The organism is Paenibacillus salivarius (assembly GCF_051307165.1).
Lineage (GTDB): Bacteria > Bacillota > Bacilli > Paenibacillales > Paenibacillaceae > Fontibacillus.
In genome coordinates this window covers 2,149,725-2,175,627 of record NZ_CP195592.1, presented here as the reverse complement: position 1 = coordinate 2,175,627, position 25,903 = coordinate 2,149,725, and the positions used below count along the sequence as shown (strand labels likewise).

Below are 25,903 nucleotides of genomic sequence, written 5' to 3'. Positions count from 1 at the left end.
CTTCCTACACCATCTTGTTGAATTCCTTACGCAGCCGCTTGATAATCCGCTTCTCCAGCCTTGAAATATAGGATTGGGAAATTCCAAGCATATCGGCTACATCTTTCTGCGTTTTTTCGTCACCGTCGACGAGCCCGAAGCGAAGCTCCATAATCATCCGCTCCCGTTCGGTGAGCTTATCCAGCGCCTTGTGCAGCAGTTTACGGTCGACCTGTTCCTCGATATTCCGATAGATCGTATCATTTTCCGTGCCGAGCACGTCGGACAACAGCAACTCGTTTCCGTCCCAATCGATATTGAGCGGTTCGTCAAAAGAAACCTCCGTACGAATCTTGCTGTTCCTGCGCAAATACATCAAAATTTCATTTTCAATGCATCGTGAAGCGTAAGTCGCCAATTTGATTTTTTTCTCCGGGTCGAACGTATTGACCGCCTTGATCAGTCCGATCGTCCCGATCGAGACGAGGTCCTCGATGTTGATTCCCGTGTTCTCGAATTTTCTGGCGATATATACGACAAGCCGTAAATTCCGTTCAATGAGCATCGCCCGGATCGCGGAATCCCCGGTGGAAAGCCGTTCAAGCAAATATTCTTCTTCCTCGCGCGTCAATGGAGGCGGCAAGGCTTCGCTTCCGCCGATATAATAGATTTCTTCGCTTTTCAGTCCGAATAAAAACAATAGACGATAGTATTGCAGCTGTAGCTTCAACTTCCATTTTACACGCATGTCTTTTTTTCCTCCCATATTACGTTCCCTGATGTCCGGCCGTCCTTCGCCGTACTTTTTGACTCGGCGGTTTCCTCGCCCTCGGTCAACGCCGGATGAATGATGGCCCGGTAGGCTCCCTCCGCCGAAAGGCGCCCCCGGTCCAGTCCGATCAGCACCCGATCCGTAATCGTTACCCGGCCGTTCAGGCGAACGGTCACTTCGTCCGGTTTCAAGGCAAGCATGAACTGCGAGCCTTTGTTGATTCCCCGGTAAGGTACGAGCCGAAGACGGTCGCGCCAGAGAAACGAATCATCCTCCGTCCACTCTAAAATAAGGTTGTCCGCCTCGGTTCCGGCCTCCGGACCGCCTCTGCTCTCGGGCAAATAAGGTTGCCAAAGCGACGTTTCCATCACCATGACCGGCAACCGGCTTAAAGGATCGGTTAACTGGTTTCCCGTATCGACGAGCCCGGTGCACGAAATCACCGTCTCGTCAATCCGTACCGTTACTTCGGCCAGGTAAGTCGTCATCATTTCCTGCCTGCGTCTGGAAGACAGCACAAGCCTGAACCATACCATGACGGCGAAAAAAGCAGCCAGCACAAACACGGTCCCGATCCCCAGCGAAAATTCCAGTCCGCCCGAAGCGGAGTACCAGATCCCGTTCCATAGTTCTCCCGAGCTTTGGAACAAATAATGAATTCCCAAAACACCGCCGGCCGCGGCAAAATTGACGATATAAAAAGCGCCCAAATTGCGTAAATAGGTTTGCAAACTTCCAAACCCGAAAGCGATCCAAATCATGACGACGGAAAACAGAAACTTGACCAGAAAGGTGAACATAAACGAAAGCTGCGGTTGGAACATCATCACCACGTATGAAGCGCCGGCCACAGCGGACAGCAACAGGCGCCAGATCGCGATTTTCCGCTTTCTCATCCATGCGGTAACCGCAATCAGGCTTCCATCGATAAGCAGGTTCATCAGAAAAATAAGATCGAGATAAACGACCATGCCCCATCACCTGCCTATGACGTAAAGATGGTATCAGTATAAAGACTTCTTTACGTAAAGTCTGTCTAAAATTGCAGGCCGAACGGCACTTATTTTGTCGAGCTAGACTCTTTTGGCGACATGAAAGTTATCCTCGATCAGCAGCCAGTTTTGCGGGAAAGAAAGACCCAGCTTCCAATAGCTCATCCCCCTCAGTTCCAATTCCTTGATCAAATCGAATTTGGCCTGAATGGAACGCGCATCTTCGAACCAGACCTCATGTCTTCTCCCCTCGCCATCCGAATAACGGAAAAAGGGCGCTTGAGCACGCGAGTCGAACTCGATCGCAACATGGTTTCGGGCGGCGATTTGAATCGCCTGCTGCGGGCTGACAGCCCGGGCGACGCTTCCAGGCACAAACGGCAAGGTCCAGTCATAGCCGTTGCGCTCGTTTTGGGAGCAAGAGCCGTGGAGATTAGCCAACCGTGCTGTTTAAACCGGTCTCTCGCTTTTCGCAAAAAGGCGTTATATGCTTCTCTATCAACCGGGCGCAAATGCTCAAAATCAAAATGAATGTCCCTGAAACCATATTCGTTGGCCGTAGCCGCGATATTGTCCAGAAACCGATCCTGTACGGCTTGATCGTTCAATATGATTCTACCGAGCTCCGCGCTGAATCGATCGTTCTCCTGATTCGTGATAACCATCATCAGAACGACACGATTCTCCCTGGCTATAGCGGGAAATGAATTGAGCAGAGGCTCATTCAATGATCCGTCACGTAAAACCCGGAAGCTGAACGGGGCAAGATAAGTCAAGTGCGGAACAGCCTTCCGGGAGCTTTCTTCCAGGGCCGGGGAGACGGTTTGCCCGCGCGGTTCGACATACGCATTAAATTCGGCGCTTCGTTTTGGACGGGGAGGAATATACAGCCTGGTTCCGACCGATAGCGTGGCGTTCAAGGCAATGCCGTTCATGCTGGCGAGCTCTTCGGGGGTTAAGCCGAACCTTTGAGCAATCAACCAGAGGCTGTCGCCCGGCTGCACCCAATAATAGCTTCCGGCGATCGGGATGACTAATGTTTGTCCGACCACCAGGCGATTCGGATCCGGGAGTTCATTCGCCTGGGTGACCAGTTGTGCGCCGACACCGTACAATTGAGCGATTCCCGACAATGTTTGCCCTTGTTCCACCACATGGATTTGCATCCCTGATTCCCTTCTTTCCTTCAAAAATAACACTAGAATAAAGCTTCTATATATCACGAAATGCTGTAGCCAGAGAATCCGAATGATGAATACGCACTATAAACATCCTATGAAAAGAACGCAAAAAAAGACCTTATCCCAATGAGGGACAAGGTCTTCGGGGAAGATACGATGCTGTTTTGCGAACAAATCCTTATTCGTTATTGTTCCGGCGATTCCGCAGGAAAGTCGGAATATCCAATTGATCCCCGCTCGGCTGGTTACCGAAAGGTCTCAGCGTGGATGACGTAGAGCGGTTCTCTTGAGGCTCGGCCGTACCGGCGACAGGCTTGCGCCCTGGAATGGCCGGAGGAGCTTTGTGCTCGAATCCGGTGGCAATCACCGTAACCTTGATATCTTCCTTCATGTTTTCGTCGATAATCGCACCGAAAATCATGTTCACTTCAGGATCGGATGCGGCGATAACGATTTCCGCAGCTTCATTGACTTCGTACAACGACAGGTTCGCCCCGCCGGTAATATTCATGATTACGCCGCGCGCGCCTTCGATCGAAGTTTCGAGCAACGGGCTCATGATCGCCTTCCGTGCAGCTTCGGCCGCCCGGTTCTCCCCTGTAGCATGTCCAATGCCCATCAGAGCGGATCCGCGCTCGGTCATGATCGTTTTGACGTCGGCAAAGTCAAGGTTAATCAAGCCAGGTACGGCGATCAAGTCCGAAATACCTTGAACCGCTTGACGAAGCACATTGTCCGCTTCGCGGAATGCTTCGAGCATCGGCGTTTTCTTGTCGACGATTTCAAGCAATCGGTCGTTCGGGATCACGATCAGTGTGTCTACCTTCTCCTTGAGCGCTTCGATCCCCATATCGGCTTGCGAAGAACGCTTGCGCCCTTCGAAAGTGAACGGACGCGTGACGACCCCGACGGTCAGCGCGCCGCATTCTCTGGCGATTTCGGCGATGACCGGGGCAGCCCCCGTTCCTGTGCCGCCGCCCATCCCGGCCGTTACGAACACCATGTCGGCGCCTTTCAGCGTGTTGGCGATCAAATCGCGGGATTCCTCCGCCGCCTTCTTGCCGACTTCAGGATTGGCGCCCGCGCCGAGTCCGCGCGTCAATTTATCGCCGATTTGCAGTTTATGCTCGGATTTGGCCAAATGCAGTGCCTGGGCATCCGTGTTCACCGTAATGAACTCCACTCCCTGGACACCGTTCTCAATCATTCGGTTAACGGCATTGCTTCCGCCGCCGCCGCAGCCAATGACTTTAATTTGCGCCAAACTCTCCATCTCAAAATCAAATTCCAACATACTCTTCCATCTCCCCCTCATTATGCATGGATGGCCCGTCCATCGTACAAATCCTGATTATATAAATTCGCTGAATAATTTCTTGAGGCGTTCCATAACGCCCGTCTTGCTGACCGTTTCCTGCGTTCCCGCGGCTTTCGGACGGTTTGCCGCCTTTTTGGGCGGCGCAGCATTTCGAATCCGGATGTTCTTGATTACTTTATAAAGAATGCCGACGCCGCCCGCATAACCAGGATCGCGTACGCCGATATAATCGGGCACGGCTATCCGCACGGAAGACGCCAATTCTTGCTGAGCGACTTTAAGCAATCCCGGCAAGGATACGGTGCCTCCCGTAAGTATATAACCTCCGGGAAGTTCATTGTAACCAAGCCTTTTGACTTCATCCCTGATCAGTTGAAATATCTCCTGGACCCGAGGCTCCGCGATCGCGGCAAGATCCTCCTGGGTGAACTCCTTATCCACGTTGCTTCCGATCCGTGTAACCTTAAAGGTAACATCGGCGGCCGCATCGTCGATGGAAGCGCAGCCGTATTTCAGCTTCACCTTCTCGGCCTGGTCCGTTAGCGTGCGAAGTCCGTAGGCAATATCGTTGGTGATGAAATCCCCGCCGATCGGCAAGGTCGATGTCGCTGAAATCGTGCCGTTTTCAAACACCGCGATGGTCGAAGAACCCGCGCCGATATCGACAAGGACCGAACCCATCGTTTTCTCGTCTTTGGACAGTGCCAATTGGCCTGCTCCCAAAGAAAGAAGCACGAGATCCCGGACTTTCAAGCCCGACTTTTCCACACAGCGAAGCAAATTATGTATCGCTGTCTTAGCGCCGGTAATGATGGTGGCTTCCACCTCCAGACGAACCCCGATCATGCCCCGGGGATCCTGGATGCCTTCAAGCCCGTCCACGATATATTGTTTAGCCACAACGTCAATAATTTCACGCTCCGGAGGGAGCGCGATCACTTCGGCGGCCTTCAAAACCCGGTCGATATCGTCTTCTCCGATCTCCCGGTCTTCATTTTGAACAGCTACAACTCCATGGCTCGTTTGGAGTCCAATATGATTTCCAGAAATGCCGACATACACTTCCGATATTTGAATATCCACCATTCGTTCCGCATGATCCACAGCGCTGCGGATCGATTGAACCGTCTGGTCAATATCTACAATCGCGCCTTTACGAATTCCTTCCGAGTCGGCAGATCCAACCCCAATAATATTAAAGGTTCCATTAGTAATTTCCCCAATAATAGCACGAACTTTGGATGTACCGATGTCCAAACTAACAATGATGTCATTGTTGCTCAAGCCCCTGGCACCTCCTGTTTTCCATATAAATATAATATCATTATGAGAAAGACGTCTTTCAACGTAATTCTATAATCAAAAAAATGCACTCTCTACATATTCAACGCAGTTTAACCTATCCCTCTTTTTTCTACAAATTTTTTGACTTCCACTTTTTGCATAAAACGAAGAAAAAATCAGCAAAAAAAAGAGGGAGACAGGAAACTAGCCCATAAAATGTATTTTATCATTAATTGTTACTCATGAGTAGTCTGATTTTCTTCGTCGTTTTCCACAGGTTCAAAAGGAACATAGGTATCCGCTTCAAGTAGCGTAAGCGTTCCGGGTTCCTGGGAGTCCATGATCAAATTCATATACTCCGCTTTGGACGGCAATACGGAGATCGACGTAATGATGATAAAATGCGATCGCGTGTACATTTTGACGCGATCGGGATAGGACAAGGTGGAAGAAGGCGTAATTTCCGATATTTCCTGGGTCAGGGAATCGGGAATTTTCGACAGGGCCGTGCACAGCTTGGACAAATTCGGATCGTCGGCAGCCCATCCGGTCAGGATCGGCTTCCCGATCGGGGCGACTCCATTTTTGATCTTCATGCTTGTCCCATTGGCCAGCAATCCTACAATTCCCCCCTCACCATTCAGCGAATAAGCGACGACCGGATATTCCTGAATCGTCACATTCACTTTGCCGGGAAAGGATTTGTCGACCACGACTTTTTCAATCGATTTCGCTTCGGTCAGCTTCGCCTCGATCTTGGAGGCGCTTGTCCCGAAAAAAGGGGCTCCGGTCTTCAAACCGGAAATATGGAGCAATTCTTCATCCGTCAAATACGTATTGCCCTCAAAGTGAATCTCGGAAATTTTGCTTAGGGAAGAACGAAAGAATAACACGCAAAGCAAAATCAGAACGAGCAAGAACAAAATTCCGGCAACTTTTCGGCTGCCCTTCTTGTTGGCGCGAGGCTCTTTAAGGGCGGGCACATTCGCTTTTGGCATACCAATTCTCCGATATCGTTTTTTCAGCTTGTATACTTCCATTCAGCCTTTATCCCCTCCGGGGAGGGGACATGGATCAGGCCAAATCCAATTGTCTCATGGCCGTCGTTTCCCGGTGCATCATGCCGCCGAGACGCTGAAACATCAGTTCGATCCGGTCGTAACCGCGGTCGATGTGATGAATCTGTTCGACAACCGTCTTGCCCTGGGCTGCCAGACCGGCGATGACCAGCGCGGCTCCGGCCCTTAAATCCGTGGCTTCCACCGCGGCGCCGTAAAGCCTTGGCACTCCGCGAATAAAGGCCGTATTCAGATCGAAGGAAATGTCGGCTCCCATGCGCACCAATTCATCGACATGCTTGAATCTTCCTTCGAACACCGTTTCTTTCATCAGGCTGAGCCCGTCGGCCAGCGACAACAGGACCATCACCTGGGATTGCAAATCCGTCGGAAAGGACGGATAAGGTGATGTCACGATTTTCTCGACAGCCTTTGGACGCCCGCTGCTGCTTACGGTTATTATATCATCGCACGTCCCGATTTGAACACCGGCGCGGCGCAGTACGTGGAAAAGCGAAGTCAGATGGGCCGGATTGCTATGCGTGAGCGTCACTGTTCCCCGGGTGGCGGCTCCGGCGATAAGAACCGTTCCCGCAACGATCCGGTCGGGAATGATCTCGTAATCGCACGGCTCGAGCGATTTCACGCCTCTGATCGTAATGGTGTCCGTTCCGGCCCCCATCACGTTTGCGCCCATTTTGTTGAGAAAATGCTGCAAATCCTGAATCTCCGGCTCGCGGGCGGCGTTCGTAATGACGGTCGTTCCTTCCGCCAAAGTAGCGGCCATCATGATATTTTCCGTTGCTCCGACGCTGGGGAAATCAAGGTGGATATCATTTCCCCGCAATCTTGAGGCTCTGCACCAAATTTGATGATCGTTTTCCTCGACGACTGCGCCCAGGGCCTGCAGCCCCCTTAAATGCAGATCGATTTTCCGTTCTCCGATCGCGCACCCTCCGGGCTGATAGATACAAACCTCGCCAAACCTTGCCAGAAGCGGGCCCATCAAAAAAATGGATGATCGCATCTGTTTCATCAGATCCTCAGGTACGTGGCAAGAATCGGCGCTCCCGGTATCCACAATTACGGTATCCTCACGATGAACCGCACTGCAACCCAATCGGTTCAAAATTCCGAGCATGACATCAATATCAAGCAGACGGGGAACATTTCGAAGTTGCACTCTGCCCTCAGACAGCAGACTGGCCGCCATAATCGGCAGTGCCGCATTTTTCGCACCATGGATACGAATGGATCCTGATAGGGGTCTCCCGCCTTCGATCACCAATTTGTCCAATGTATCACCTCCGAGTATTACCGTTCACCCACGAAGAAGACCTCCGGCACCAGTGCGATCTCAAATTTGGAAGCGATGGTGTCCTTGATTTGCTCCATGAGCGTAAGAACGTCCTCTGCTGTCGCTTGCCCGGTATTGACGATGAAATTGGCGTGCAATTCGGATACTTCGGCACCGCCGACCCTCCGGCCCTTCAAGCCTGCGGACTCGATCAATCTTGCCGCATGGTCTCCCGGCGGATTGCGGAATACGCTTCCCGCGCACGGCTGCTGGAGCGGCTGCGTTTTGCGTCTCCGGTCCTTGTAAGCCGCCATCGCCGCCGCGACTTCGAGCCGGTCGCCGGTTTCGAGCGAAAAGCGGGCCCGGGTCACAATGCCGCGCTGTCCGTGCAACACGGAATGGCGGTATGAGAACTCCATATCCTCTGCCCCGTAAGTTACCATTTCACCTGTCTCCAGAACAATTTCAGCTGATTTGAATATGCGTGACACATCGGACCCATGTGCTCCGGCATTCATATACACGGCTCCCCCTACAGTACCGGGTATACCGCCGGCGAACTCCAGGCCGGTCAGCCCGTGCTTCCCCGCCATAATGCTCAGCCTGACGAAAGACGCTCCGCCTCCGGCCTCCGCTTCCGTCCCGTTAAAACGGATTTCCTCCAACTCCTGCCCCAATTTGATAACGGCGCCGCGGACGCCCTTATCCGAAACGAGCATGTTGGAGCCCTTGCCGATCGTCATCCACGGGATATCCTCCTCGCGAAGAATCCGAATGAGATCCGCAAGTTGCTCTTGATTTTCCGGGACGATTAAAGCATCAGCCGGGCCGCCGATTTTCCAGGTAGTATATTTCGACATCGGTTCGTTTGGAAGCACCGTCCCGACTTTATGTTGTAGTAATTTTGTGATCCATTGCTGCATCGCTAATTCCCTCCCTGATTAATCCGGCATGTATCACCGGCTTGGCGCCGGCACCTGGGTCCGCGAAGGAACGGTAAAGAAGCGCGTTCTTCTTTTACGATTCCTCCAATTCCAAGAATGTCACGATTTATAGGGTATCTTATGCCTTCCCTCCGGATAGTGTGACAATCGCCCAGAGCCGGACTTTGCGCCTTTCGGTCAACGGCGGCCCGATCCCGCGAGACGCCGCATTTCCTCCACAATCAGGTGGGCGGAATCCGGTTTTCCGAGCCGTCTTGAAGCATCCGACATCGATGCATGCCGGCTCTTGTCATTCATAATGTCTTTGATCGCCGAGTATAAAGCCTTGCCGGTCAATTCAGGCTCCAGGATGACCCGGGCCGCCCCGGCATTTTCCAATGTCCTTGCATTTTTCTCCTGATGGTTGTTCGTCACGTTCGGGGACGGGATCAGGATGGACGGCAAACCGAGCGAAGTCATTTCGGCCAAAAAGGAGGCGCCTGCCCGGTTTACGATCAGAGACGTGGCCGCAAGCACTTCAGGCATGTTATGCACATAAGGCAAAACCATCAAGTTTTTCGGCAAATGGCCACCAAGTTTGGACTGAATCGCTTCCCGTGTCGGCTCGTAATAATTGTCCCCGGTCACATAGACAAAAGATAAATGCCCAAGCTCTTTCAAGTAAGGGGCCATGTCGACCATCGCATCATTGATCGCCTTAGCGCCGCGGCTTCCTCCAACGACGAGTACGATAGAGCTCGCCGGATCAAGGCCCAAGGTTTCGAAGCCTTTCTTTTTATCCGCTTCATGAACGGTCGTCGCCCGGGGGTTGCCCGTATAAATAACATTGGAAGCACCCGGAAAAGCGGATTCCGAGCCCTCAAAGCTGACCGCGACCGTGGAAACGTATTTGCTTAAAAAACGGTTCGTCAAGCCCGGAACCGCATTCTGTTCATGAATAATGCTGGGAATTCCAAGCTTGGCCGCGGCATATACGACAGGTCCGCAGACGTAACCGCCCGTGCCGATCACGACATCGGGCTTGAATTCGCGCAGCATTTTTTTGGAGCTCCGCACGCCTTTTAGAAAACGCATGACCGTTTTCACATTATCCAACGACAGCTTCCGACGGAAGCCGGTAATATCGATCGCTTCAAACGGAATGCCCGATTTCGGGACGAGAGAGCTTTCCAGACCTCTCTGCCCGCCGATATACAAAAACTCGGAACCGGGAATTTCCGCGGCGCACCTGCTTGCAACGGCCAGCGCGGGGTAGATGTGTCCCCCCGTGCCTCCGCCGCTCAGAATGACGCGCATAACCTCACCTCGCAAAACGGGATATATTAAGTAAAATGCCTAGCGCCGTCAGCATCAGCGTCAAGGAGGAACCCCCGTAACTGATGAGCGGCAGCGTGATGCCCGTGACAGGCATGAGGCCAATGACGACGCCGATGTTGATGACGACCTGTATGCCGACCATCCCGACGATCCCTACCGCCAGCAGGCTGCCGAACAAATCGTCCACCGTCATCGCTACCCTCATTCCTCGCCACACCAATATCAAAAATAACGTCAGGACCAGCAGTCCTCCGATAAACCCGAGCTCTTCGGCCAAAATCGAAAAAATAAAGTCCGTCTGAGGTTCCGGGACATAACTGTACTTTTGCCGGCTCATTCCGAGTCCAAGTCCCGCCAGGCCCCCCGGGCCGATCGCGTACAGAGATTGGATGATTTGGTAGCCCGCGCCGAGAGGATCCGACCAGGGATCAAGGAACGCCGTAATCCGCTGCAGACGGTAGGGCGCCGCCAGAATCAGCCCGACAAAGCCCAGCACGCCCAAGGCGGCCAGACCCGCGAGATGCTTGATTCTAGCACCTGCCGTAAAAACGATCAAAAGCGACGCGCCGAACATGACCGTCCCCGTACCGAGGTCCGGCTGGAGCATGATCAGGCCGAATGCGGCACCGATCATGCCGAGCGGCGGCAGCAGCCCTCTCGTAAAATGCGTAATTCTGTAATCTTCCTTGCTGAGCAAGTAGGATAGAAACAAAATCATGCCGAGTTTCATAAACTCGGAAGGCTGAATACCGAACGAGCTGATGCCGAGCCAGCTTCGCGCGCCCCCGCGCACGACGCCGATCCCCGGAATCAGCACGATCACAAGCAGGCCGAAACAGATGAGCAGCAGTACCTTTGAATATTTTTTCAGAATCCGAAAATCGAAGTTCATCATGAAAAACATGGCTGCGAGCCCAAGTCCGGCGAACAACATTTGACGTTTGACAAAATAGAATGAATCCCCGTAATTATGAAAAGCGAGGACTGAACCGGCGCTGTAAACCATCACGATACCGATCGTCAACAGGCCGAGAATGCTGGCGATTAACCAGAAATCCGGTTTTCCAAGGCTCTTGCCCATCGTGGAAGCCACCTCTTAACAGAAAGTAGGGGCTTTTCCACCCCCCTACTTAAAGGGTATGCACCGCCTCTTTAAAAATGCGTCCACGCTCTTCATAGGACGAGAACATGTCCCAGCTAGCACAAGCCGGAGAGAGCAGCACGATGTCTCCCTCTTCGGCCAGCGCAGCCGCCTCCTTGACGGCGGTCCGCAGCGTAACGGCGGCGCTGTCTACAGTATCGACCAGCACGATATCGCTTAGACCGGCGAGCCCGGCCACTTTCCCGATTTTCTCTTTGGTCTGTCCGAGAGCCACGACCGCTTTTACTTTACCTTGGAATACGGGAAGCAGTTCCATGTAATCGGATCCGCGATCAAGCCCTCCGGCAATCAGTACGACCGGTTTATCCAACGCCCCGAGCGCCATCGAGGTGGCTTTGGAATTGGTAGCCTTGGAATTGTTATAGTAAGCGACTCCGGACTTGATTTCCACGAACTCAAGCCGGTGCTCCACGCCCCGGAATGTCCGGAGCGGTTCCGCAAGCGCGGAAGGCTCGGCTCCGGCGGCAATCGACGCCGCTACGGCAGCCAGGGCGTTCTCTACGTTAAAGCGGCCGGGCAGGCCGATTTCGGCAACTTTTACGATCCGGTGTTCCGTTCCTGCCGGGTCCCGATAGACGACCTCGCGTTCCAGCTCATCCTGAACGTCCGGAACGAACGCCGGGGAAACGTAAACCCCGGCCGTTTTCAGTTCTTCCGCGGTAGAGAACGGAAGCAGCTTGGCTTTGATATAGGGAACCAGCTCGCGGCATACCGGGTCGTCCCAGTTGATCACGGCCGTATCGGACTCCTGCTGGTTGGCAAACAGCTTGGCTTTGGATGAAATATAATCTTCCATCGTTCCATGGTAATCCAGATGCGTCTCGGCCACGTTAAGCAGCACCGCCACCCTCGGCCGGAACTCCCGGGTCCCCTTCAGCTGGAAGCTGCTGAGCTCAACGACGAGCCTGTTGTCGGGCGAGGCATCTTCAGCCGCCGCGCAAAGCGGGGTTCCGATATTCCCGGCAACGATCGGTTCAAGTCCGGCGGCGTCCAACATGCGTCCGATCCATGTCGTCGTCGTCGTTTTCCCGTTCGAGCCGGTAATCCCGATGATTGGAGCCTGCGTCAAATGCCAGGCGACCTCCACCTCGGTCACGATCTCGATGCCGAGCTGCGACGCTTTGACCACGGGCGGCGCGCTGTACGGAATGCCCGGGTTTTTAACCACCAGGTCCACGCCGGGATGGATCAGCCCGTCCGGATGCCCCCCGCATACAACAGAAATTCCCAAAGCCTCCAGTTCGGATGCTTCGGGACATTCTTCCCTTGCCTTTTTATCGTTGACGGTTACGATTGCACCGCTCCGGTGAAGGGTTTTGGCGACCTGAAGGCCGCTCTTGGCCAAACCGAGGACAACCACCTGGCGCCCCCGGTATTCATCTGGATGCTTCATCTCTACAACCCCTTGTTCAAATAAAGTCCGATTACGGCAAGCACGATGCCGGTAGCCCAAAACGTGACGACGACGCGCCATTCCGACCATCCCGACAATTCGAAATGATGGTGGATCGGGCTCATTTTAAAGATTCGCTTCCCCGTTGTCTTAAATGAAATGACCTGCAGGACGACGGACAGCATTTCAATAACGAAAATCCCCCCGATCACGATAAACAGGAGCTCCGTCTTCGTCACGATCGCGATCGCGGCGATCGCCCCGCCGATCCCCAAAGAGCCCGTATCGCCCATGAAGACTTTCGCCGGATGGGCGTTAAACACGAGAAAGCCGAGCACGGCGCCGATCATCGCGGCCGCGCATACCGCCGCCGGAAGATTTGTCGCCTGCATGGCGATGACGGCAAATGCACCGAGCGCAATGGCGCTTACCCCGGACAACAGTCCGTCCAGCCCGTCCGTAAAATTGACCGCATTACTGATGGCCAGCATCATTAGAGCGATAAACGGATAGTAAAACCAAGGTCCCCAATCAAATGAAACGGAGGTTCCCGGAATGCCGATGGCCGTGCTGTGGCCTTCCGATATCAGCAGCGCCGAAACGATGGCGGCAAACAGCAGTTGCCCGATCAATTTTTGTCTGGGCGTAAGTCCCAGGGACCGTTTAAATACGATTTTGATGTAATCGTCCAAAAAACCGACTAGCCCGTAACCCAGCGTGGCAACGAGTATGACATAAAAATCCGTATTGATCGCGGAAAATTTCAGATATGCGAGCGTAAACGCCAAGATGATGACGATGCCGCCCATCGTTGGCGTACCCGCTTTCTTCAAATGGCTCTGCGGCCCTTCGCCGCGGATTTGTTGTCCGAATTTCATCCGCCGCAGCAAAGGGATCAGCAAAGGGGCCGAGATCACCGCTAAAACAAATGATACGAACGTCGTTAATAGTATAAGTCCAAAGTCCATGGGATCACCCCTTTCGCCGATATTATCCTTGTAGATTGCTGTTTTTGACTGCGTCGACGACTTCTTCCAGCCTCATGCCGCGCGAAGCCTTCACGAGCAGCACGTCGTTCGGATGAAGCATGGGAACCAGTTTGCCGATAAGCTCGATTTTATCATCATATGCAAATATGACATCAGGTTCCAATTTTTCTGCGGCACCCTCCGCGATTTTACGGGAAAGCGGGCCAAAAGTAAACAAGGCGTCCACTTTTTCCGGGGTCAGAAACCGTCCGATTTCCAGGTGGAATCGTTCTTCATCCTCCCCGAGTTCAAGCATATCTCCAAGCACGGCGATTCTTTTGCGGTAACCGCGTTTATTTTCCAGCACGCCGATGGCTGCCTTCACGGATGTCGGACTGGCATTATAGGCGTCGTTCAAGATCGTAATCCCGCTGATGCCGGTCACCGTTTCGATCCGCATTCCCGTCAGCTCCGCTCCGGATAATCCTTCGCGCATTGCCGCCACGCTAACCTCGTAATGCCGGGCTACCGCCAAGGCGGCAAGGCTGTTAACGACGTTATGTTCGCCCGGCAGCGGGAGTTCAAAGGTCGTATCCCCTCCGATTAGGGAGGTGAACAACGTTTTTTGATCCTTAAACATCATTCCGGTCGGGTAGTCGTCGTTATTTGAGCTCAGGCCGAAGGTTGCCGTCTTGAGCCCTTCCGGTTTGACGGTCTCCGCCTCAGCCAGGACCTGCGGGATCAAAGGTTCGTCCCCATGATAGACCAACAGTCCTCCCGGCTTCATGCCCGAAACGATTTCAAGCTTGGCGCGGGCGATTTCGAGCCTTGATCCAAGCTGCAGAAGATGCGACTCGCCGATATTCGTGACAACGGCCGTTTCCGGCTCGGCCAGCTTGGAGAGCAGTTCGATTTCGTGCCGGCCGCTCATGCCCATTTCCAGCACCGCGATTTCGGTATCCTCCGGCATGGACAGGATCGTCAGCGGAAGGCCGATATGATTGTTGAAGTTGCCTTGCGTTTTATGCACCTTGTACGTCGTGGCAAGCAGCGAGTATACAAGATCCTTCGTCGTCGTTTTGCCGTTGCTGCCCGTGATGCCCACAACCCGGGCTCCGCAGGCGTTTAAGTAGCTTTTGGCCAGCCGTTGCAGCGCTTCGAGCGTATCGTCCACAAGCACGGCAGGCCCCGGAGGGTTCCCTTTGCCTTTGGCCCAAAGTACCGCACCCGCGCCGGACGCCAAACACTCCCCGGCAAAATCATGCCCGTCGAAACGGTCGCCCACCAGAGGGATAAACAGGCAGCCCGGTTTTATCTTTCGGGAGTCGGTGACGACCCCCTCTATAATGATGTCGGAATCTCCGTCCGCCGGGGCGCTTCCGCCGCACATGACGGCAATTTCCGTTAATGTTCGTTTGATCACTTGTCCAAACCCCTTATCGCTTCTTTGGCCACGACCCGGTCGTCGAAATCATGAACTTCTTTTCCGATCAACTGGTACGTCTCATGGCCTTTCCCCGCAATCAATACTACATCGCCTTGGCTTGCCATTTCAATAGCCTTTTGAATGGCTTCGCGCCGGTCAACGATCAGCTCGTACCGATCTCCGGACACCCCGTCTTCGATCAACCCGGCCTCGATATCTTTCAAAATCAGGTCCGGATCCTCCGTCCGCGGATTATCGGAGGTGACGACGCAATAGCCGGACAGCCTTGCGGCGATTTTCCCCATCAGCGGGCGCTTGGTCCGGTCGCGGTCTCCGCCGCAGCCGAACACGCAAAATACCCGTCCCGTAACAAATTCGTTCACGGTATTCAGCACGTTTTCCAGGCCGTCGGGGGTGTGGGCATAATCGACGATCACGGCGAAATCCTGTCCTTCGTCCACCGCCTCCACGCGGCCTTCCACGCCTTTGATAGACTCCAGGCTGGCTTTGATATCGCTAAGCGGAACGTTTTCCAGCAATGCTGCGGAAATGGCCGCCAACGCGTTATATACATTAAACTTGCCTACCATTTTCAGCTGAATATCGATGTTACCCCGGAATGTTTCCACATGGAAGGATGTCCCGCGCGCGGTAATGGAGATGTCCGAAGCCCGCACGTCGGCGTCGCGATCCACGCCGTAATAAATCGTCTCCGCCGCCGTCTGTTTGGCGAAATAGGCCGAAGCCGGATCATCCGCGTTCAATACGGCATAGCTGCGTTCCTCCGAAGCCGATTCGTAGGTATTGCCGAGACGGGAAAAAAGCAGACCCTTTGCCGCCCGGTACTCCTCCATCGTATTGTGGTAATCCAGGTGATCCTGAGTCAAGTTGGTAAACACCGCGGTGCGGAATTTCGTCCCTTTGACCCGGCCCTGCTCCAAAGCATGGGAGGAAACCTCCATGACACAGTACTCCGCGCCCGCTTCGTTCATTTCGTGCAAATAACGTTGAAGCTCGAGGGACTCCGGCGTGGTGCCCGACATCGGAAACGTCTGTCCGGCGACTTTGCGCTGAATGGTCCCGATCAGTCCGGTACGCTTGCCTTGGTCTTCAAAAATCTTTTCAATCAAATAAGTCGTCGTCGTTTTCCCGTTTGTCCCCGTAACTCCGATGACGTTCAGCTTCGAGCTGGGATAGCCGAAAAATATGTTTCCGAGCACCGCCATCGCCAATCTGCTGTCCTTCACCTTCAGTTGCGGGAGCGGCACATCATCCAGCCAGCGTTCGACGACGAGCGCCTTCGCCCCTTGCTCCGCCGCCTTCCCTGCAAAGTTATGACCGTCGACGGTATGGCCCGGAAGGCAGACGAACAGATCTCCGGGTTCTATTTTGCGCGAATCAATCGAGATTCCCGTACAATCCGTAGACGGGTCACCTTTCAGTTCGGATGCTATCAAATGAGTTCCCAAATCTTTCAGCAGCATCATTAGTTACCCCTCTCATCAATTACTCCAGAAACAACAATATCCATATTATCACCAAAAATTGAGAAGTTCAGGAATATTATTCACTACTCGCTATGTTGATGGTCGTCGAGCTGCTCCGCATCTTTTTCGCTTCCCATATAAATACGGATTGTCGATCCTTTTTCCACTCTAGTTCCGGCTTTAGGCGCTTGATTGATGACGATATTGCCCGCACCGGATCTTGCAAGATTGAAATTCATGTTCAAATCCTCATAAATTTCCGTCGTGGTATGACCGATAAGATCAGGTACCGTTACGACTGGTGTCTCACCGTATTTGTATTTCTTGGAGAGCTGATCCTGCCGCGGCGGAATGTTCATGTATTCCAGCGCATCCTTCAAAATATTCCTGACGATCGGGGCCGCCACGACGCCCCCGAATTGAATGCCTTGCGGATTATCTACCGCCGTATAAACGACGATTTGCGGGTCGTCCGCCGGCGCGAAGCCGATGAACGAAACGATATGCTCGTTTTGCGAATACCGGCCGTTCACGACCTTTTGCGCGGTACCCGTTTTACCGCCAACCCGGTAGCCGTCGATAAAGGCATTGCCGCCGGTTCCCTTTGCGACGACGCTCTCCAACGCTTCGCGGATCTGTCTGGAGGTGTCTTCCGAAATCACCTGGCGTACCAGCTCGGGCTCCTGCCTGTAAACCACTTCCCCCGTATCCGGGTTCGTCCAAGACTTGGCTACGAATGGTTTAAAGAGCTTCCCCCCGTTGATCGCCGCGGACACCGCAGTAATCTGCTGAATCGGCGTGACGGATACCCCTTGACCGAAGGAAGTCGTCGCCAGCTCCACCGGCCCGACTTTGGACAATTTGAACAAAATGCCTGTCGATTCACCGGCCATGTCAATCCCTGTTTTGGTGCCGAAGCCGAAATCCTTGATGTATTTGAACAGCGTCTCTTTTCCAAGCCGCTGTCCTAAAGCGACGAATCCCGGGTTGCATGAATTTTCCACGACCTGCAGGAAGGTCTGGCTGCCGTGGCCCCCTCTTTTCCAGCAGCGGAGCGTCGCTCCCCCGACTTTGACATAACCGGAATCGAAAAACTGCTCGTTTTTCAGATCCACCTTCTTTTCCTGAAGGGCGGCGGCAAGCGTAATGATTTTGAACGTGGAACCCGGCTCGTACGTCATCCAGATCGGCAGATTCCGGTTATATACTTCGGAATCCACCTCCTGATATTTTGCCGGCTCATAACCGGGTCTGGCCGCCATGGCCAGAATCTCGCCCGTCTTCGGATTCATCGCGATCGAAAGCGCGGAGTTGGCTTGATATTTGTCCATCGCCTGATCCAATTCCCGCTCCATAATGCTTTGAATCGATTTGTCGATCGTCAGCGTCAGGTTCAGGCCGTCCTTCGGCTCCATGTATAATTCCGAGGAACCGGGCATCAATCTCCCGCCGGCGTCGGACAAATAAGAAACATTTCCGTTCATTCCGCTGAGCTGCTTATCGTACTTGCTCTCGATTCCGGTCAGCCCCTGGTTGTCGACGCCCGTAAAGCCGAGGATATGCGCTCCGAGCCCTTCATAAGGGTAATACCTTTTGTTGTCTTCGGCAACAACAATACCCGGAAGAGCCAAATCACGAATTTGCTGCGCTTTTTCCATCGTAATTTTGCGTCCGCCGGGCCGAAGCCTGACTATGGATTCATTCTTCGAAATCGCTTTTAGCACCGACTCTTCGGTCATTCCAAGCAGCGGGGCAAGCGCTTTGGCTGTCCGCTCCTTCTGCTTGATTTGAACCGGAATCGCCATGACGGTAGGCGTCGTAATATTATAAGCCAGCACATTTCCGTTCCGGTCGCTGATTTCACCGCGCTTGGCGGAATAAGGAATCTCGCGGCGCCACGACTCCTCGGCCTTGGCCGACAGCTCCTGGCCCTTGACGATCTGGACATAGGCAAGCCGTACGGCAAGAGCCGAAAACAACAGGCACAAAAGCCCGAGCAGCAAGAACAGTCTACGTCTGACGGTTACTTTGGATATTCTCATCGATTGCCCCCCTGTTCCATCCTGACCCATGGATGATCTCATCACATGAATATTCAGGACAAACAGGGGTTAGAACAAGCTATGGAGAAGATCCGGATTCGGAGGTTGCTTCATCTCCGCTCGTGGACGCCTCACCGTCATCCGCAGACGTTCCCTCTTCCGCATCCCCGGAATCTTCAATTTCCTTGTCCGGCGGCTCCAGGACAAGATGCACTTTCCGCTGACCGTTTTCTTCCGATACGGTTTGGGAAACCACATAGCCTTGCCCCTCGGCGGTCACCGCAACCTGCAGCGCGGATAGAAGCTCCATCGCTTCCCTCAGCGACTCTCCCTTGACATTCGGGATCGTCATCGTACTTACGTCTTCGGTCAACAGGTACATATGCTGCCCCGATTTCAAGGTAATCCCGGCTTTAGGAAACTGGGATACAAGCTCCTTGCCGCTTCCGAGCGTTGCGTACGATATCCCTCTGCCCTTGAGCGTATTTTTCGCTTCCTCCAGGGATAGCCCCTTCAGATCCGGAACTTTGATTCCGCTGCTGACGGTCTGCGCATTTTTAGCGGAATCTTTGTCGTACTTTTTCGGGACACCTAAATACTGCAAGGTCTGGCTCGCGATTTTCTGAAAAATCGGAGCCGCCGCCGCGCCGCCCCCCAGATCGGAGTCCCTCGGTTCGTCGATCAGGACGATCATGGCGATCTTCGGGTTTTCCACCGGCGCATAGCCGATAAAGGAGACGACCTGCTTGGTGTAGTCATATTCCCCTTTTACGACTTTTACCGCGGTCCCTGTCTTCCCCGCAACCGAGTAGCCATCGATGTATGCATGGCGCCCCGTACCGATTTTACGGTCGGATACGACCTGCTCGAGATAACCCCCAACTTCCTTGGCCTTTTCCGGAGATATCACTTGGCGGACCATCACCGGTTCCGATTTGGCGGTCTCGCCGGTTTGCGGGTCCGTAACCGATTTGACGATATGCGGCTCGAGCAACTTTCCGCCGTTAGCGACCGCCGCGATAGCGACAACCTGTTGAAGCGGCGTTACAAGGAGTTGTCCGTGTCCGTAAGCCATCGCCGCAAAGTCGGCCTGCTGCTGCGGGGTTACCCGGCCTGCCGCTTCGCCGGGCAGTTCGATCCCGGTTTTTTGCCCGAACCCGAAGTTGTCAACATATTGCTTGAGTTTATCCGGTCCAAGCATTTCATAGCCCAGTTTGACGAAAGCGACGTTACTGGACCTTTTGACGCCTTCCAAATAAGTAATCTCGCCCCAGCCCGAGCGTTTCAAGTCATGAATCGTTTGACCGGGTACGCGTATGCTCCCCGATTTGTAATACGCCTCCGGGTGAAACAGCCCTTCCTGCACGGCGCCCGCCAAAGTGACGATTTTAAAGGTCGAGCCCGGCTCGTAAACCGACTTGATCGCGTGATTGTAAAAGTTTTTTTGGTCCACATCGACCCAGTACTCGTTGGGATTATAAGTCGGCATATTCGCCATGGCCAAAATATCCATCGTATTCGGATCGGCGGCAATCACCGTCATACTGATCGGCTGAAGCTCCTTAAAAGCCTCCTTCATCGCAGCCTCAACATAATACTGGATCGTATAGTCGATTGTCAGCTGGATGTTTTTACCGTTCTTCGCCGGAGTGTATATTTCGCTCGCTTTCGGAATTTCGATACCTCGACCGTCGCTCTTATATTCGATGGAGCCGTTTTGCCCCTTTAATTCCGTATCATAGTAAGCTTCGAGTCCCGATACCGCTTTGCCTTCGCGATCCGTGTACCCCAGCACGTGGGCGGCAAGACTTTGCTTGGGATAATAGCGTTTTTGTTCCTTGATCAGATAAATCCCGACATCGTCGACTTTATGCTTCTCTTCCAAGTCATTAGCGAACGACTCCACCTGATCGCGGAGCTCCTGGTCAATCTTCCACCCTTCGTTGCGCACTTCCCGCTGGGTATAAAATTGGCCGTCTTCTTTCTTCGCGTTCACCAGCTTGTCCAGCTCCGTGCGATCTTTGCCGAGCAGCTTGTTAAGACCATCCACCACTTCGCCCTGGATTCCGAGCTTGTTGATCACCTGCGGATTGACGGCTACCGTATAAGCCGGCGCATCGATGGCCAGCACGTCCCCGTTCCGGTCGGTAATCGTGCCGCGCGTGGCAGGCAGTATCTTTTTCTTTGACCAGAGCTCTTCCGCATGATTCTGCCAAAAATCGGCCTGAACGACCTGGAGCCAGAACACTCTTCCCATCAATACAGCAAAAAAGAGGGTAATACATCCCCCTATCAGCAGCGTCCGAAGTCTTATTCTCTTAATCATTTTGGAACCTCTTTAACATAAATTTAGTTTGCCGGAACCTCGATATGAAACCCGTCTTCCTCTGTTTTGACATAACCGAGTTTGGCGGCTTCTTCGGGAATTCGTTCCTCCAGTTTTTCCTTCTGTAGGGACAATTCCTTCACCTTGACCGTCATCGTCTGAATTTCAGCATTTACATTGTATATCTGCCGTTTGATATTGTAGAGATTCGAGTTTTGCAGCAGCAATGCGCCCATGACCGCGACGCAAAAAATCACCGTTGCCATGTACAGCAGTTTTTCCCGAACGGGGAGCGACGAACGCCGGGTTACGACCTTCGTCGTTTCGCGGTATCGCTCTGTCTGGACTTTGCGTTCCGCTGCTTTTTCTTTTACCGCCAGGTTCCCCCGTGTATAAGCCATATCACAATTCCTCCGCTTGTTTTCCCAATTTCTCCGCCACGCGCAGTTTGGCCGAGCGCGCCCGCGGATTCATTTCCAGTTCCGCATCCGACGGAATTACCGGTTTACGATTTATAAGCTTCAATTGTCCGCGGCCTCCGCATACACACATCGGAAAATCCGGAGGACAGGTGCATTTTTCAACATAGCTTGCAAAAATCTGTTTGCAGATCCGGTCCTCCAACGAATGAAAAGTGATGACCGAAGCTCTTCCTCCCGGCGCCAGGCAGCGTACCGCGGCATGCAAACCTTCTTCGAGCGCGCCGAGTTCGTCGTTGACGGCGATTCTGAGCGCCTGGAAGCTCCGCTTGGCGGGATGTCCGCCCGTACGGCGCGCCGCCGCCGGTATGCCTTCCTTCACCAGTTCCACCAGTTCGCCCGTCGTTTCGATCGGCGCTTCCAGCCTACGTTCCGCAATCACCTTAGCGATGCGTCGCGAAAATTTTTCCTCGCCATACTGGAACAAAACCCTGGCAATTTCGCGTTCCGGCCATTCATTGATGATTTCCCTGGCGGTCAAGGATGCCGATTGATCCATCCGCATATCGAGCGGAGCATCCGCATTATAGCTGAACCCCCGTTCCCCCTCGTCAAATTGCGGGGAAGAAACGCCGAGGTCAAACAGGATGCCGTCGACCTGCGGAATTCCCTGATCCTGTGGAATCCCGTCCAGCTCGAGCAATTTTTGCTGTAAATGGCGGAAGTTGCTTTTGACCAGCGTTAAACGGTCGCCGTAACCGGCAAGATGTTCCCTGGCATTGTCCAGCGCCCAGTCGTCCTGGTCGAAAGCGATCAATCGGCCGCCTTCCCCGAGCTTGGACAAAATGACGGAGCTGTGTCCGCCCCCGCCCAGAGTGCAATCCACATATATGCCGTCCGGCTTGATGCGTAGCCCTTCTGTCGCTTCTTCTTTAAGCACCGTGATGTGATGAAACAAGACTTACGCCTCCGTTTTTTCAAGTTATCGTTCAAAACCAGCAAGATTCGATTCCGAGGATGCTCCCCGTACTGCTTCGTGATCAATGATGATTTATAGATCGAAATTAAAGTCCACCAGCTTCTCGGCGATCTCGTTAAACGTATCCTCCGACTGCTGGAAGTATTGCTCCCACGTATCCCGGCTCCAAATTTCTACCCGGTTCGACACGCCGAGCACAACGCAATCCTTCTCCAGCTTGGCGTACTGCCTCAGGGTTGCCGGTAAATTTACCCTTCCCTGTTTATCCCATTCGCATTCCGTTGCCCCCGAGAAAAAAAACCGCGTAAACGCCCGGGCATCGGATTTCATCAGCGGCAGAGCTTTAAGCTTCTGTTCCAGCACTTCCCACTCCTGCATCGGATAAACGAAGAGGCACTGGTCCAGACCGCGGGTTACGACAAAAGAGGTCCCGAGGAGGTCGCGAAATTTAGCCGGGATAATGATCCGGCCTTTTTCGTCAATGCTATGTTGGAACTCCCCCATAAACATTGGATGTACTCACTCCTTACCTCTTTCCCCCACTTTGCACCACTTTCCACCACTATGAATACTACTTATTCTCTATTCACCACCAAAATCCTTCTCGACTTCAAACTTTTTTTATTGGTAAATTTAAACTCAAAAAAGCTCCCCCTATGCAGGGACTGACCCCAAAGCGTGAGACAAATTAAAACACCTTCAAGAGAATTAAACCATGTCGTAAGATATGGGGATAACCTTGGAGGTGTTTTTGCATTGGCAACAAGAGTCAGCTACCCATTCGAACTTAAAATGAAAGCCATTGAAATGAAATTAGAAGGAGTTCCGGTTCGTGAGGTCATGGAGCAACTCGGGATACGGAATAAGACACAGCTGAAGGTATGGATGAAGTGGTACCGAGAAGGTGACGTACACCGGCTGGAGCAGCCTGTGGGTAAGCAATATAGCTATGGAAAGGGGCCAGAACACTCTTCAGAGTTAGAAAAGCTACAGGCAGAAAACCGATTTTTAAAGCAGCAGTTGGACCTGCTAAAAAAGTACATGGAGTTGGAAAGGAGGTGGAACCAGAAGTCGTTGTTGCTTGGATCGAGTCTATTCGAGAAGAAGTCACGGTGACGCAGGCTTGTGCGTGGCTTGGCATTGCAAGAGCCACCTATTATCGCTGGAAAGCAACTATGGAGGCAAAATGTCCAGAACCAACGGTGGAGAAAATCCGGGAACTTTGCATTCAACATAAATTTCGATATGGTTACCGGAAGATTACGGCATTACTTCGGATGGAATGTAAGATTAACCATAAACGCGTGCAGCGGATTATGCAGCGAGAGGGGCTCCAATGTCGTGTCAAAGTGAAGAAACGCAAACCTACAGGGCAGCCAGCTTACATCGCAGAACACTTGTTAAAGCGTCAGTTTCAGGCCGATGTCCCCATGCAAAAACTCGTAACAGACATTACGTATTTGCCGTTTGGCGGAAAAACATTGTACCTGTCGAGTATTTTGGACTTGTTTAATGGAGAGATTGTGGCTTACAGTATAGCAGACAAGCAAGACACGACTCTTGTTCTAGACACGTTAAACCAATTACCAGCTGTACCGGGTATGATGCTCCATAGCGATCAAGGCAGCGTTTATACGTCTCAGGCTTATCAGGCGGCTATAAAAGGAAAAGGCATTACCATGAGCATGTCCCGCAAGGGAACGCCCGCTGATAATGCCCCCATCGAATCGTTTCATTCCACACTAAAGTCTGAAACGTTCTATCTCGAAGGTTTAACCTGTACGACGACGGCAATCGTCGAACAGACCGTTCGAGACTACATTACTTACTATAACTCAATTCGCATTCAAACAAAACTAAACAACCAGTCACCGGTTCATTTCCGGCAACTGGCTGCTTAGACTTGTAAGGTGTTTTGATCCCTGTCTCACAAACGGGGGTCAGTCCCGCATAAGGGAGAGCTTTTTGATAAAGATGCCTCGCTTGTACCTGCCAAAAAGGTAAGCAAAGCTGTATAGAATACAACAATTCAGCTTCAAAAGCCAAAAACATGGCCGCAAATTGCACTTTATGCAACATTAGCTGCTGAAAACAAAGGAATGCGCCGTTTTTTTGTGTAAATGTTGTAAAAAATGCAACAAACAATTGCTCTGCTTCCGTATTTAAGCGAAAATGCTGTATTTAGCACAGCTCATGCAACCGGTCGCTTTTCAAACGGGTTTTCTTAATGCTCCTGCCAGCTATCCAGGTACGTGCGCTGTTCGTCGGACAGGGTATCGATGTTCATGCCCAAGCTTTCCAGCTTATAGCGGGCGACTTGTTCGTCCAGTTCGTAAGGAACGTTAAGGACCGTTTTGCCGATCCGCTCATACTGCTCGTTTACATATTTGAGCGACAAAGCCTGAAGCGCAAAGGTCATATCCATGATTTCCGCCGGATGCCCGTCGCCGGCAGCCAGGTTGACTAGTCTTCCTTCGGCCAGAATGTACACTTTGCGTCCGTCTTTAAGCTGGTACTCCTCGATATTGCGGCGCACCGTCCGAATCGAGCTGGAACGCTCCGCCAACTCGGGCTTGTTTACTTCCACGTCAAAGTGGCCCGCGTTCGATAAAATGGCTCCGTCCTTCATAACGTCGTAATGCTCGCCGCGGATGACGTCGCGGTTGCCGGTTACCGTCACGAAGAAATCGCCGATCTTCGCGGCTTCCAGCATCGGCATTACCCGGAAACCATCCATGTAGGCTTCAACGGCTTTAATTGCGTCGACTTCCGTCACGATGACGTTGGCCCCCAGGCCTTTCGCACGCATGGCCACGCCTTTGCCGCACCAGCCGTAGCCGACGACAACGACGGTTTTGCCGGCAACGACCAGGTTGGTCGTCCGGTTGATGCCGTCCCATACGGATTGCCCGGTTCCATAACGGTTATCGAACAAGTACTTGCAGTATGCGTCGTTGACGGCAACCATCGGGAACTTGAGCTTGCCTTCCTTGTCCATTGCTTTAAGACGCAATATGCCGGTCGTTGTTTCTTCGGCCCCGCCGCGGATGTTCTCCAGCAAATCCGGACGCTCGGAATGCAAAATCGTCACAAGATCTCCGCCGTCGTCGATAATCAGATCCGGTTTGGTTTCGAGCGCACGGACGAGCAGTTGCTTATATTCGGCAGGTTCCGGATTATATTTTGCAAACACCGTCACACCGTCTTCGACGAGCGCGGCGCAAACGTCATCCTGCGTGGACAACGGGTTGCTGCCTGTAATCGTCACTTCGGCTCCTCCAGCCTGAACTACTTTGGCCAAATAGGCAGTTTTCGCTTCCAAGTGGAGCGAGATCGCCACCTTCAAACCTTTGAACGGCTGCTCCTCTTCAAACTGTTTGCGAATGCGTCCCAGCACCGGCATGTGGGCTTCCACCCAATCGATTTTCAAATGTCCTTCGGGCGCAAGCTTCAAGTCCGCAACAATGCTGTTCTGAATAGCTGATGAGCTCATGTCGTCTACCTCCAACAAGTATATTCATAATTTAATTGAAAATCCGATGTTCAGGTTACTTCCTTC

20 protein-coding genes and 1 pseudogene are annotated in these 25,903 nt (G+C 52.8%); 1 reads left to right on the top strand and 20 read right to left on the bottom strand.

Annotated elements, in window-relative coordinates; translation table 11 throughout:
* Positions 1-4: 4 nt before the first annotated feature.
* From sigE to mraZ, 19 genes and pseudogenes are all read right to left on the bottom strand, one after another.
* Positions 5-727, bottom strand: coding sequence for an RNA polymerase sporulation sigma factor SigE (gene sigE, locus ACSFXJ_RS09660; RefSeq protein WP_435924944.1), 723 nt, complete (start codon positions 725-727; stop codon positions 5-7).
* Positions 718-1,722: a sigma-E processing peptidase SpoIIGA gene (spoIIGA, locus tag ACSFXJ_RS09655; RefSeq protein ID WP_435924943.1), complete on the bottom strand. Its 1,005-nt coding sequence runs from the start codon at positions 1,720-1,722 to the stop codon at positions 718-720. The genes sigE and spoIIGA overlap by 10 nt, the downstream gene beginning before the upstream one ends.
* 102 nt (positions 1,723-1,824) lie before the next feature.
* Positions 1,825-2,909, bottom strand: a pseudogene (locus ACSFXJ_RS09650) (LysM peptidoglycan-binding domain-containing protein).
* Between the two features lie 193 nt (positions 2,910-3,102).
* Entirely contained in the window at positions 3,103-4,218 is a 1,116-nt protein-coding gene (gene ftsZ / locus ACSFXJ_RS09645; protein WP_435924942.1) for a cell division protein FtsZ, read from the bottom strand.
* Positions 4,219-4,275: 57 nt separating this feature from the next.
* Complete coding sequence (gene ftsA, locus ACSFXJ_RS09640; RefSeq protein WP_435924941.1) at positions 4,276-5,526, bottom strand: cell division protein FtsA; 1,251 nt, start codon at positions 5,524-5,526, stop codon at positions 4,276-4,278.
* Positions 5,527-5,762: 236 nt separating this feature from the next.
* Positions 5,763-6,524: a cell division protein FtsQ/DivIB gene (locus ACSFXJ_RS09635; RefSeq protein WP_435924940.1), complete on the bottom strand. Its 762-nt coding sequence runs from the start codon at positions 6,522-6,524 to the stop codon at positions 5,763-5,765.
* Between the two features lie 76 nt (positions 6,525-6,600).
* The gene (murA, locus tag ACSFXJ_RS09630; protein WP_435924939.1) at positions 6,601-7,881 is read right to left on the bottom strand and encodes a UDP-N-acetylglucosamine 1-carboxyvinyltransferase; all 1,281 of its coding nucleotides are present in this window, start codon (positions 7,879-7,881) and stop codon (positions 6,601-6,603) included.
* A 17-nt stretch (positions 7,882-7,898) separates the two neighbouring features.
* A complete protein-coding gene (murB, locus tag ACSFXJ_RS09625) occupies positions 7,899-8,804 on the bottom strand; it encodes a UDP-N-acetylmuramate dehydrogenase (protein ID WP_435924938.1) in 906 nt (301 codons plus the stop codon).
* Between the two features lie 198 nt (positions 8,805-9,002).
* Positions 9,003-10,121 (bottom strand): undecaprenyldiphospho-muramoylpentapeptide beta-N-acetylglucosaminyltransferase, encoded by a 1,119-nt coding sequence (gene murG, locus ACSFXJ_RS09620; protein ID WP_435924937.1) that lies wholly within the window; start codon positions 10,119-10,121, stop codon positions 9,003-9,005.
* Between the two features lie 4 nt (positions 10,122-10,125).
* Complete coding sequence (spoVE, locus tag ACSFXJ_RS09615; RefSeq protein WP_435924936.1) at positions 10,126-11,223, bottom strand: stage V sporulation protein E; 1,098 nt, start codon at positions 11,221-11,223, stop codon at positions 10,126-10,128.
* A 49-nt stretch (positions 11,224-11,272) separates the two neighbouring features.
* A complete protein-coding gene (murD, locus tag ACSFXJ_RS09610) occupies positions 11,273-12,697 on the bottom strand; it encodes a UDP-N-acetylmuramoyl-L-alanine--D-glutamate ligase (protein WP_435924935.1) in 1,425 nt (474 codons plus the stop codon).
* Positions 12,698-12,699: 2 nt separating this feature from the next.
* Positions 12,700-13,665, bottom strand: a complete 966-nt coding sequence (gene mraY / locus ACSFXJ_RS09605; RefSeq protein ID WP_435924934.1) for a phospho-N-acetylmuramoyl-pentapeptide-transferase — start codon at positions 13,663-13,665, stop codon at positions 12,700-12,702.
* 22 nt (positions 13,666-13,687) lie between these two features.
* The gene (locus ACSFXJ_RS09600) at positions 13,688-15,085 is read right to left on the bottom strand and encodes a UDP-N-acetylmuramoyl-tripeptide--D-alanyl-D-alanine ligase (protein ID WP_435925720.1); all 1,398 of its coding nucleotides are present in this window, start codon (positions 15,083-15,085) and stop codon (positions 13,688-13,690) included.
* Positions 15,085-16,575: a UDP-N-acetylmuramoyl-L-alanyl-D-glutamate--2,6-diaminopimelate ligase gene (locus ACSFXJ_RS09595; RefSeq protein WP_435925719.1), complete on the bottom strand. Its 1,491-nt coding sequence runs from the start codon at positions 16,573-16,575 to the stop codon at positions 15,085-15,087. Before ACSFXJ_RS09595 ends, ACSFXJ_RS09600 begins: the two co-directional genes overlap by 1 nt.
* Positions 16,576-16,661: 86 nt before the next feature.
* On the bottom strand, positions 16,662-18,620 hold the full coding sequence (locus ACSFXJ_RS09590; RefSeq protein ID WP_435924933.1) for a stage V sporulation protein D: 1,959 nt from the start codon (positions 18,618-18,620) through the stop codon (positions 16,662-16,664).
* Positions 18,621-18,699: 79 nt separating this feature from the next.
* A complete protein-coding gene (locus tag ACSFXJ_RS09585; RefSeq protein WP_435924932.1) occupies positions 18,700-20,946 on the bottom strand; it encodes a penicillin-binding transpeptidase domain-containing protein in 2,247 nt (748 codons plus the stop codon).
* Positions 20,947-20,969: 23 nt separating this feature from the next.
* A complete protein-coding gene (locus tag ACSFXJ_RS09580) occupies positions 20,970-21,347 on the bottom strand; it encodes a hypothetical protein (RefSeq protein ID WP_435924931.1) in 378 nt (125 codons plus the stop codon).
* 1 nt (position 21,348) lies between these two features.
* Positions 21,349-22,323: a 16S rRNA (cytosine(1402)-N(4))-methyltransferase RsmH gene (rsmH, locus tag ACSFXJ_RS09575; protein ID WP_435924930.1), complete on the bottom strand. Its 975-nt coding sequence runs from the start codon at positions 22,321-22,323 to the stop codon at positions 21,349-21,351.
* Between the two features lie 93 nt (positions 22,324-22,416).
* Positions 22,417-22,854, bottom strand: coding sequence for a division/cell wall cluster transcriptional repressor MraZ (gene mraZ, locus ACSFXJ_RS09570; RefSeq protein WP_435924929.1), 438 nt, complete (start codon positions 22,852-22,854; stop codon positions 22,417-22,419).
* A gap of 246 nt (positions 22,855-23,100) precedes the next feature.
* Here mraZ and ACSFXJ_RS09565 point away from each other — a divergent pair.
* Positions 23,101-24,245, top strand: a protein-coding gene (locus tag ACSFXJ_RS09565; protein WP_435924928.1) for an IS3 family transposase whose coding sequence is annotated in 2 segments (ribosomal slippage) — positions 23,101-23,374 and positions 23,374-24,245 — 1,146 coding nt in all. Because the reading frame shifts where the segments join, the coding sequence is not laid out codon by codon here.
* 323 nt (positions 24,246-24,568) lie between these two features.
* On the opposite strand, the gene ACSFXJ_RS09560 is transcribed toward ACSFXJ_RS09565, so the two are convergent.
* Positions 24,569-25,837: an adenosylhomocysteinase gene (locus ACSFXJ_RS09560; RefSeq protein ID WP_435924927.1), complete on the bottom strand. Its 1,269-nt coding sequence runs from the start codon at positions 25,835-25,837 to the stop codon at positions 24,569-24,571.
* Positions 25,838-25,903: the final 66 nt, after the last annotated feature.

Bases quoted from the DNA above. Each gene is read 5' to 3' on its own strand.
- ACSFXJ_RS09635 (WP_435924940.1), bottom strand. From the start codon at position 6,524: ATGCCAAAAGCGAATGTGCCCGCCCTTAAAGAGCCTCGCGCCAACAAG.
- ACSFXJ_RS09580 (WP_435924931.1), bottom strand. From the start codon at position 21,347: ATGGCTTATACACGGGGGAACCTGGCGGTAAAAGAAAAAGCAGCGGAA.
- ACSFXJ_RS09585 (WP_435924932.1), bottom strand. From the start codon at position 20,946: ATGATTAAGAGAATAAGACTTCGGACGCTGCTGATAGGGGGATGTATT.
- ACSFXJ_RS09590 (WP_435924933.1), bottom strand. From the start codon at position 18,620: ATGAGAATATCCAAAGTAACCGTCAGACGTAGACTGTTCTTGCTGCTC.
- ACSFXJ_RS09560 (WP_435924927.1), bottom strand. From the start codon at position 25,837: ATGAGCTCATCAGCTATTCAGAACAGCATTGTTGCGGACTTGAAGCTT.
- mraZ (WP_435924929.1), bottom strand. From the start codon at position 22,854: ATGTTTATGGGGGAGTTCCAACATAGCATTGACGAAAAAGGCCGGATC.
- murG (WP_435924937.1), bottom strand. From the start codon at position 10,121: ATGCGCGTCATTCTGAGCGGCGGAGGCACGGGGGGACACATCTACCCC.
- murB (WP_435924938.1), bottom strand. From the start codon at position 8,804: ATGCAGCAATGGATCACAAAATTACTACAACATAAAGTCGGGACGGTG.
- ACSFXJ_RS09595 (WP_435925719.1), bottom strand. From the start codon at position 16,575: ATGCTGCTGAAAGATTTGGGAACTCATTTGATAGCATCCGAACTGAAA.
- sigE (WP_435924944.1), bottom strand. From the start codon at position 727: ATGCGTGTAAAATGGAAGTTGAAGCTACAGCTGCAATACTATCGTCTA.
- murD (WP_435924935.1), bottom strand. From the start codon at position 12,697: ATGAAGCATCCAGATGAATACCGGGGGCGCCAGGTGGTTGTCCTCGGT.
- spoIIGA (WP_435924943.1), bottom strand. From the start codon at position 1,722: ATGGTCGTTTATCTCGATCTTATTTTTCTGATGAACCTGCTTATCGAT.
- spoVE (WP_435924936.1), bottom strand. From the start codon at position 11,223: ATGGGCAAGAGCCTTGGAAAACCGGATTTCTGGTTAATCGCCAGCATT.
- mraY (WP_435924934.1), bottom strand. From the start codon at position 13,665: ATGGACTTTGGACTTATACTATTAACGACGTTCGTATCATTTGTTTTA.
- ftsZ (WP_435924942.1), bottom strand. From the start codon at position 4,218: ATGTTGGAATTTGATTTTGAGATGGAGAGTTTGGCGCAAATTAAAGTC.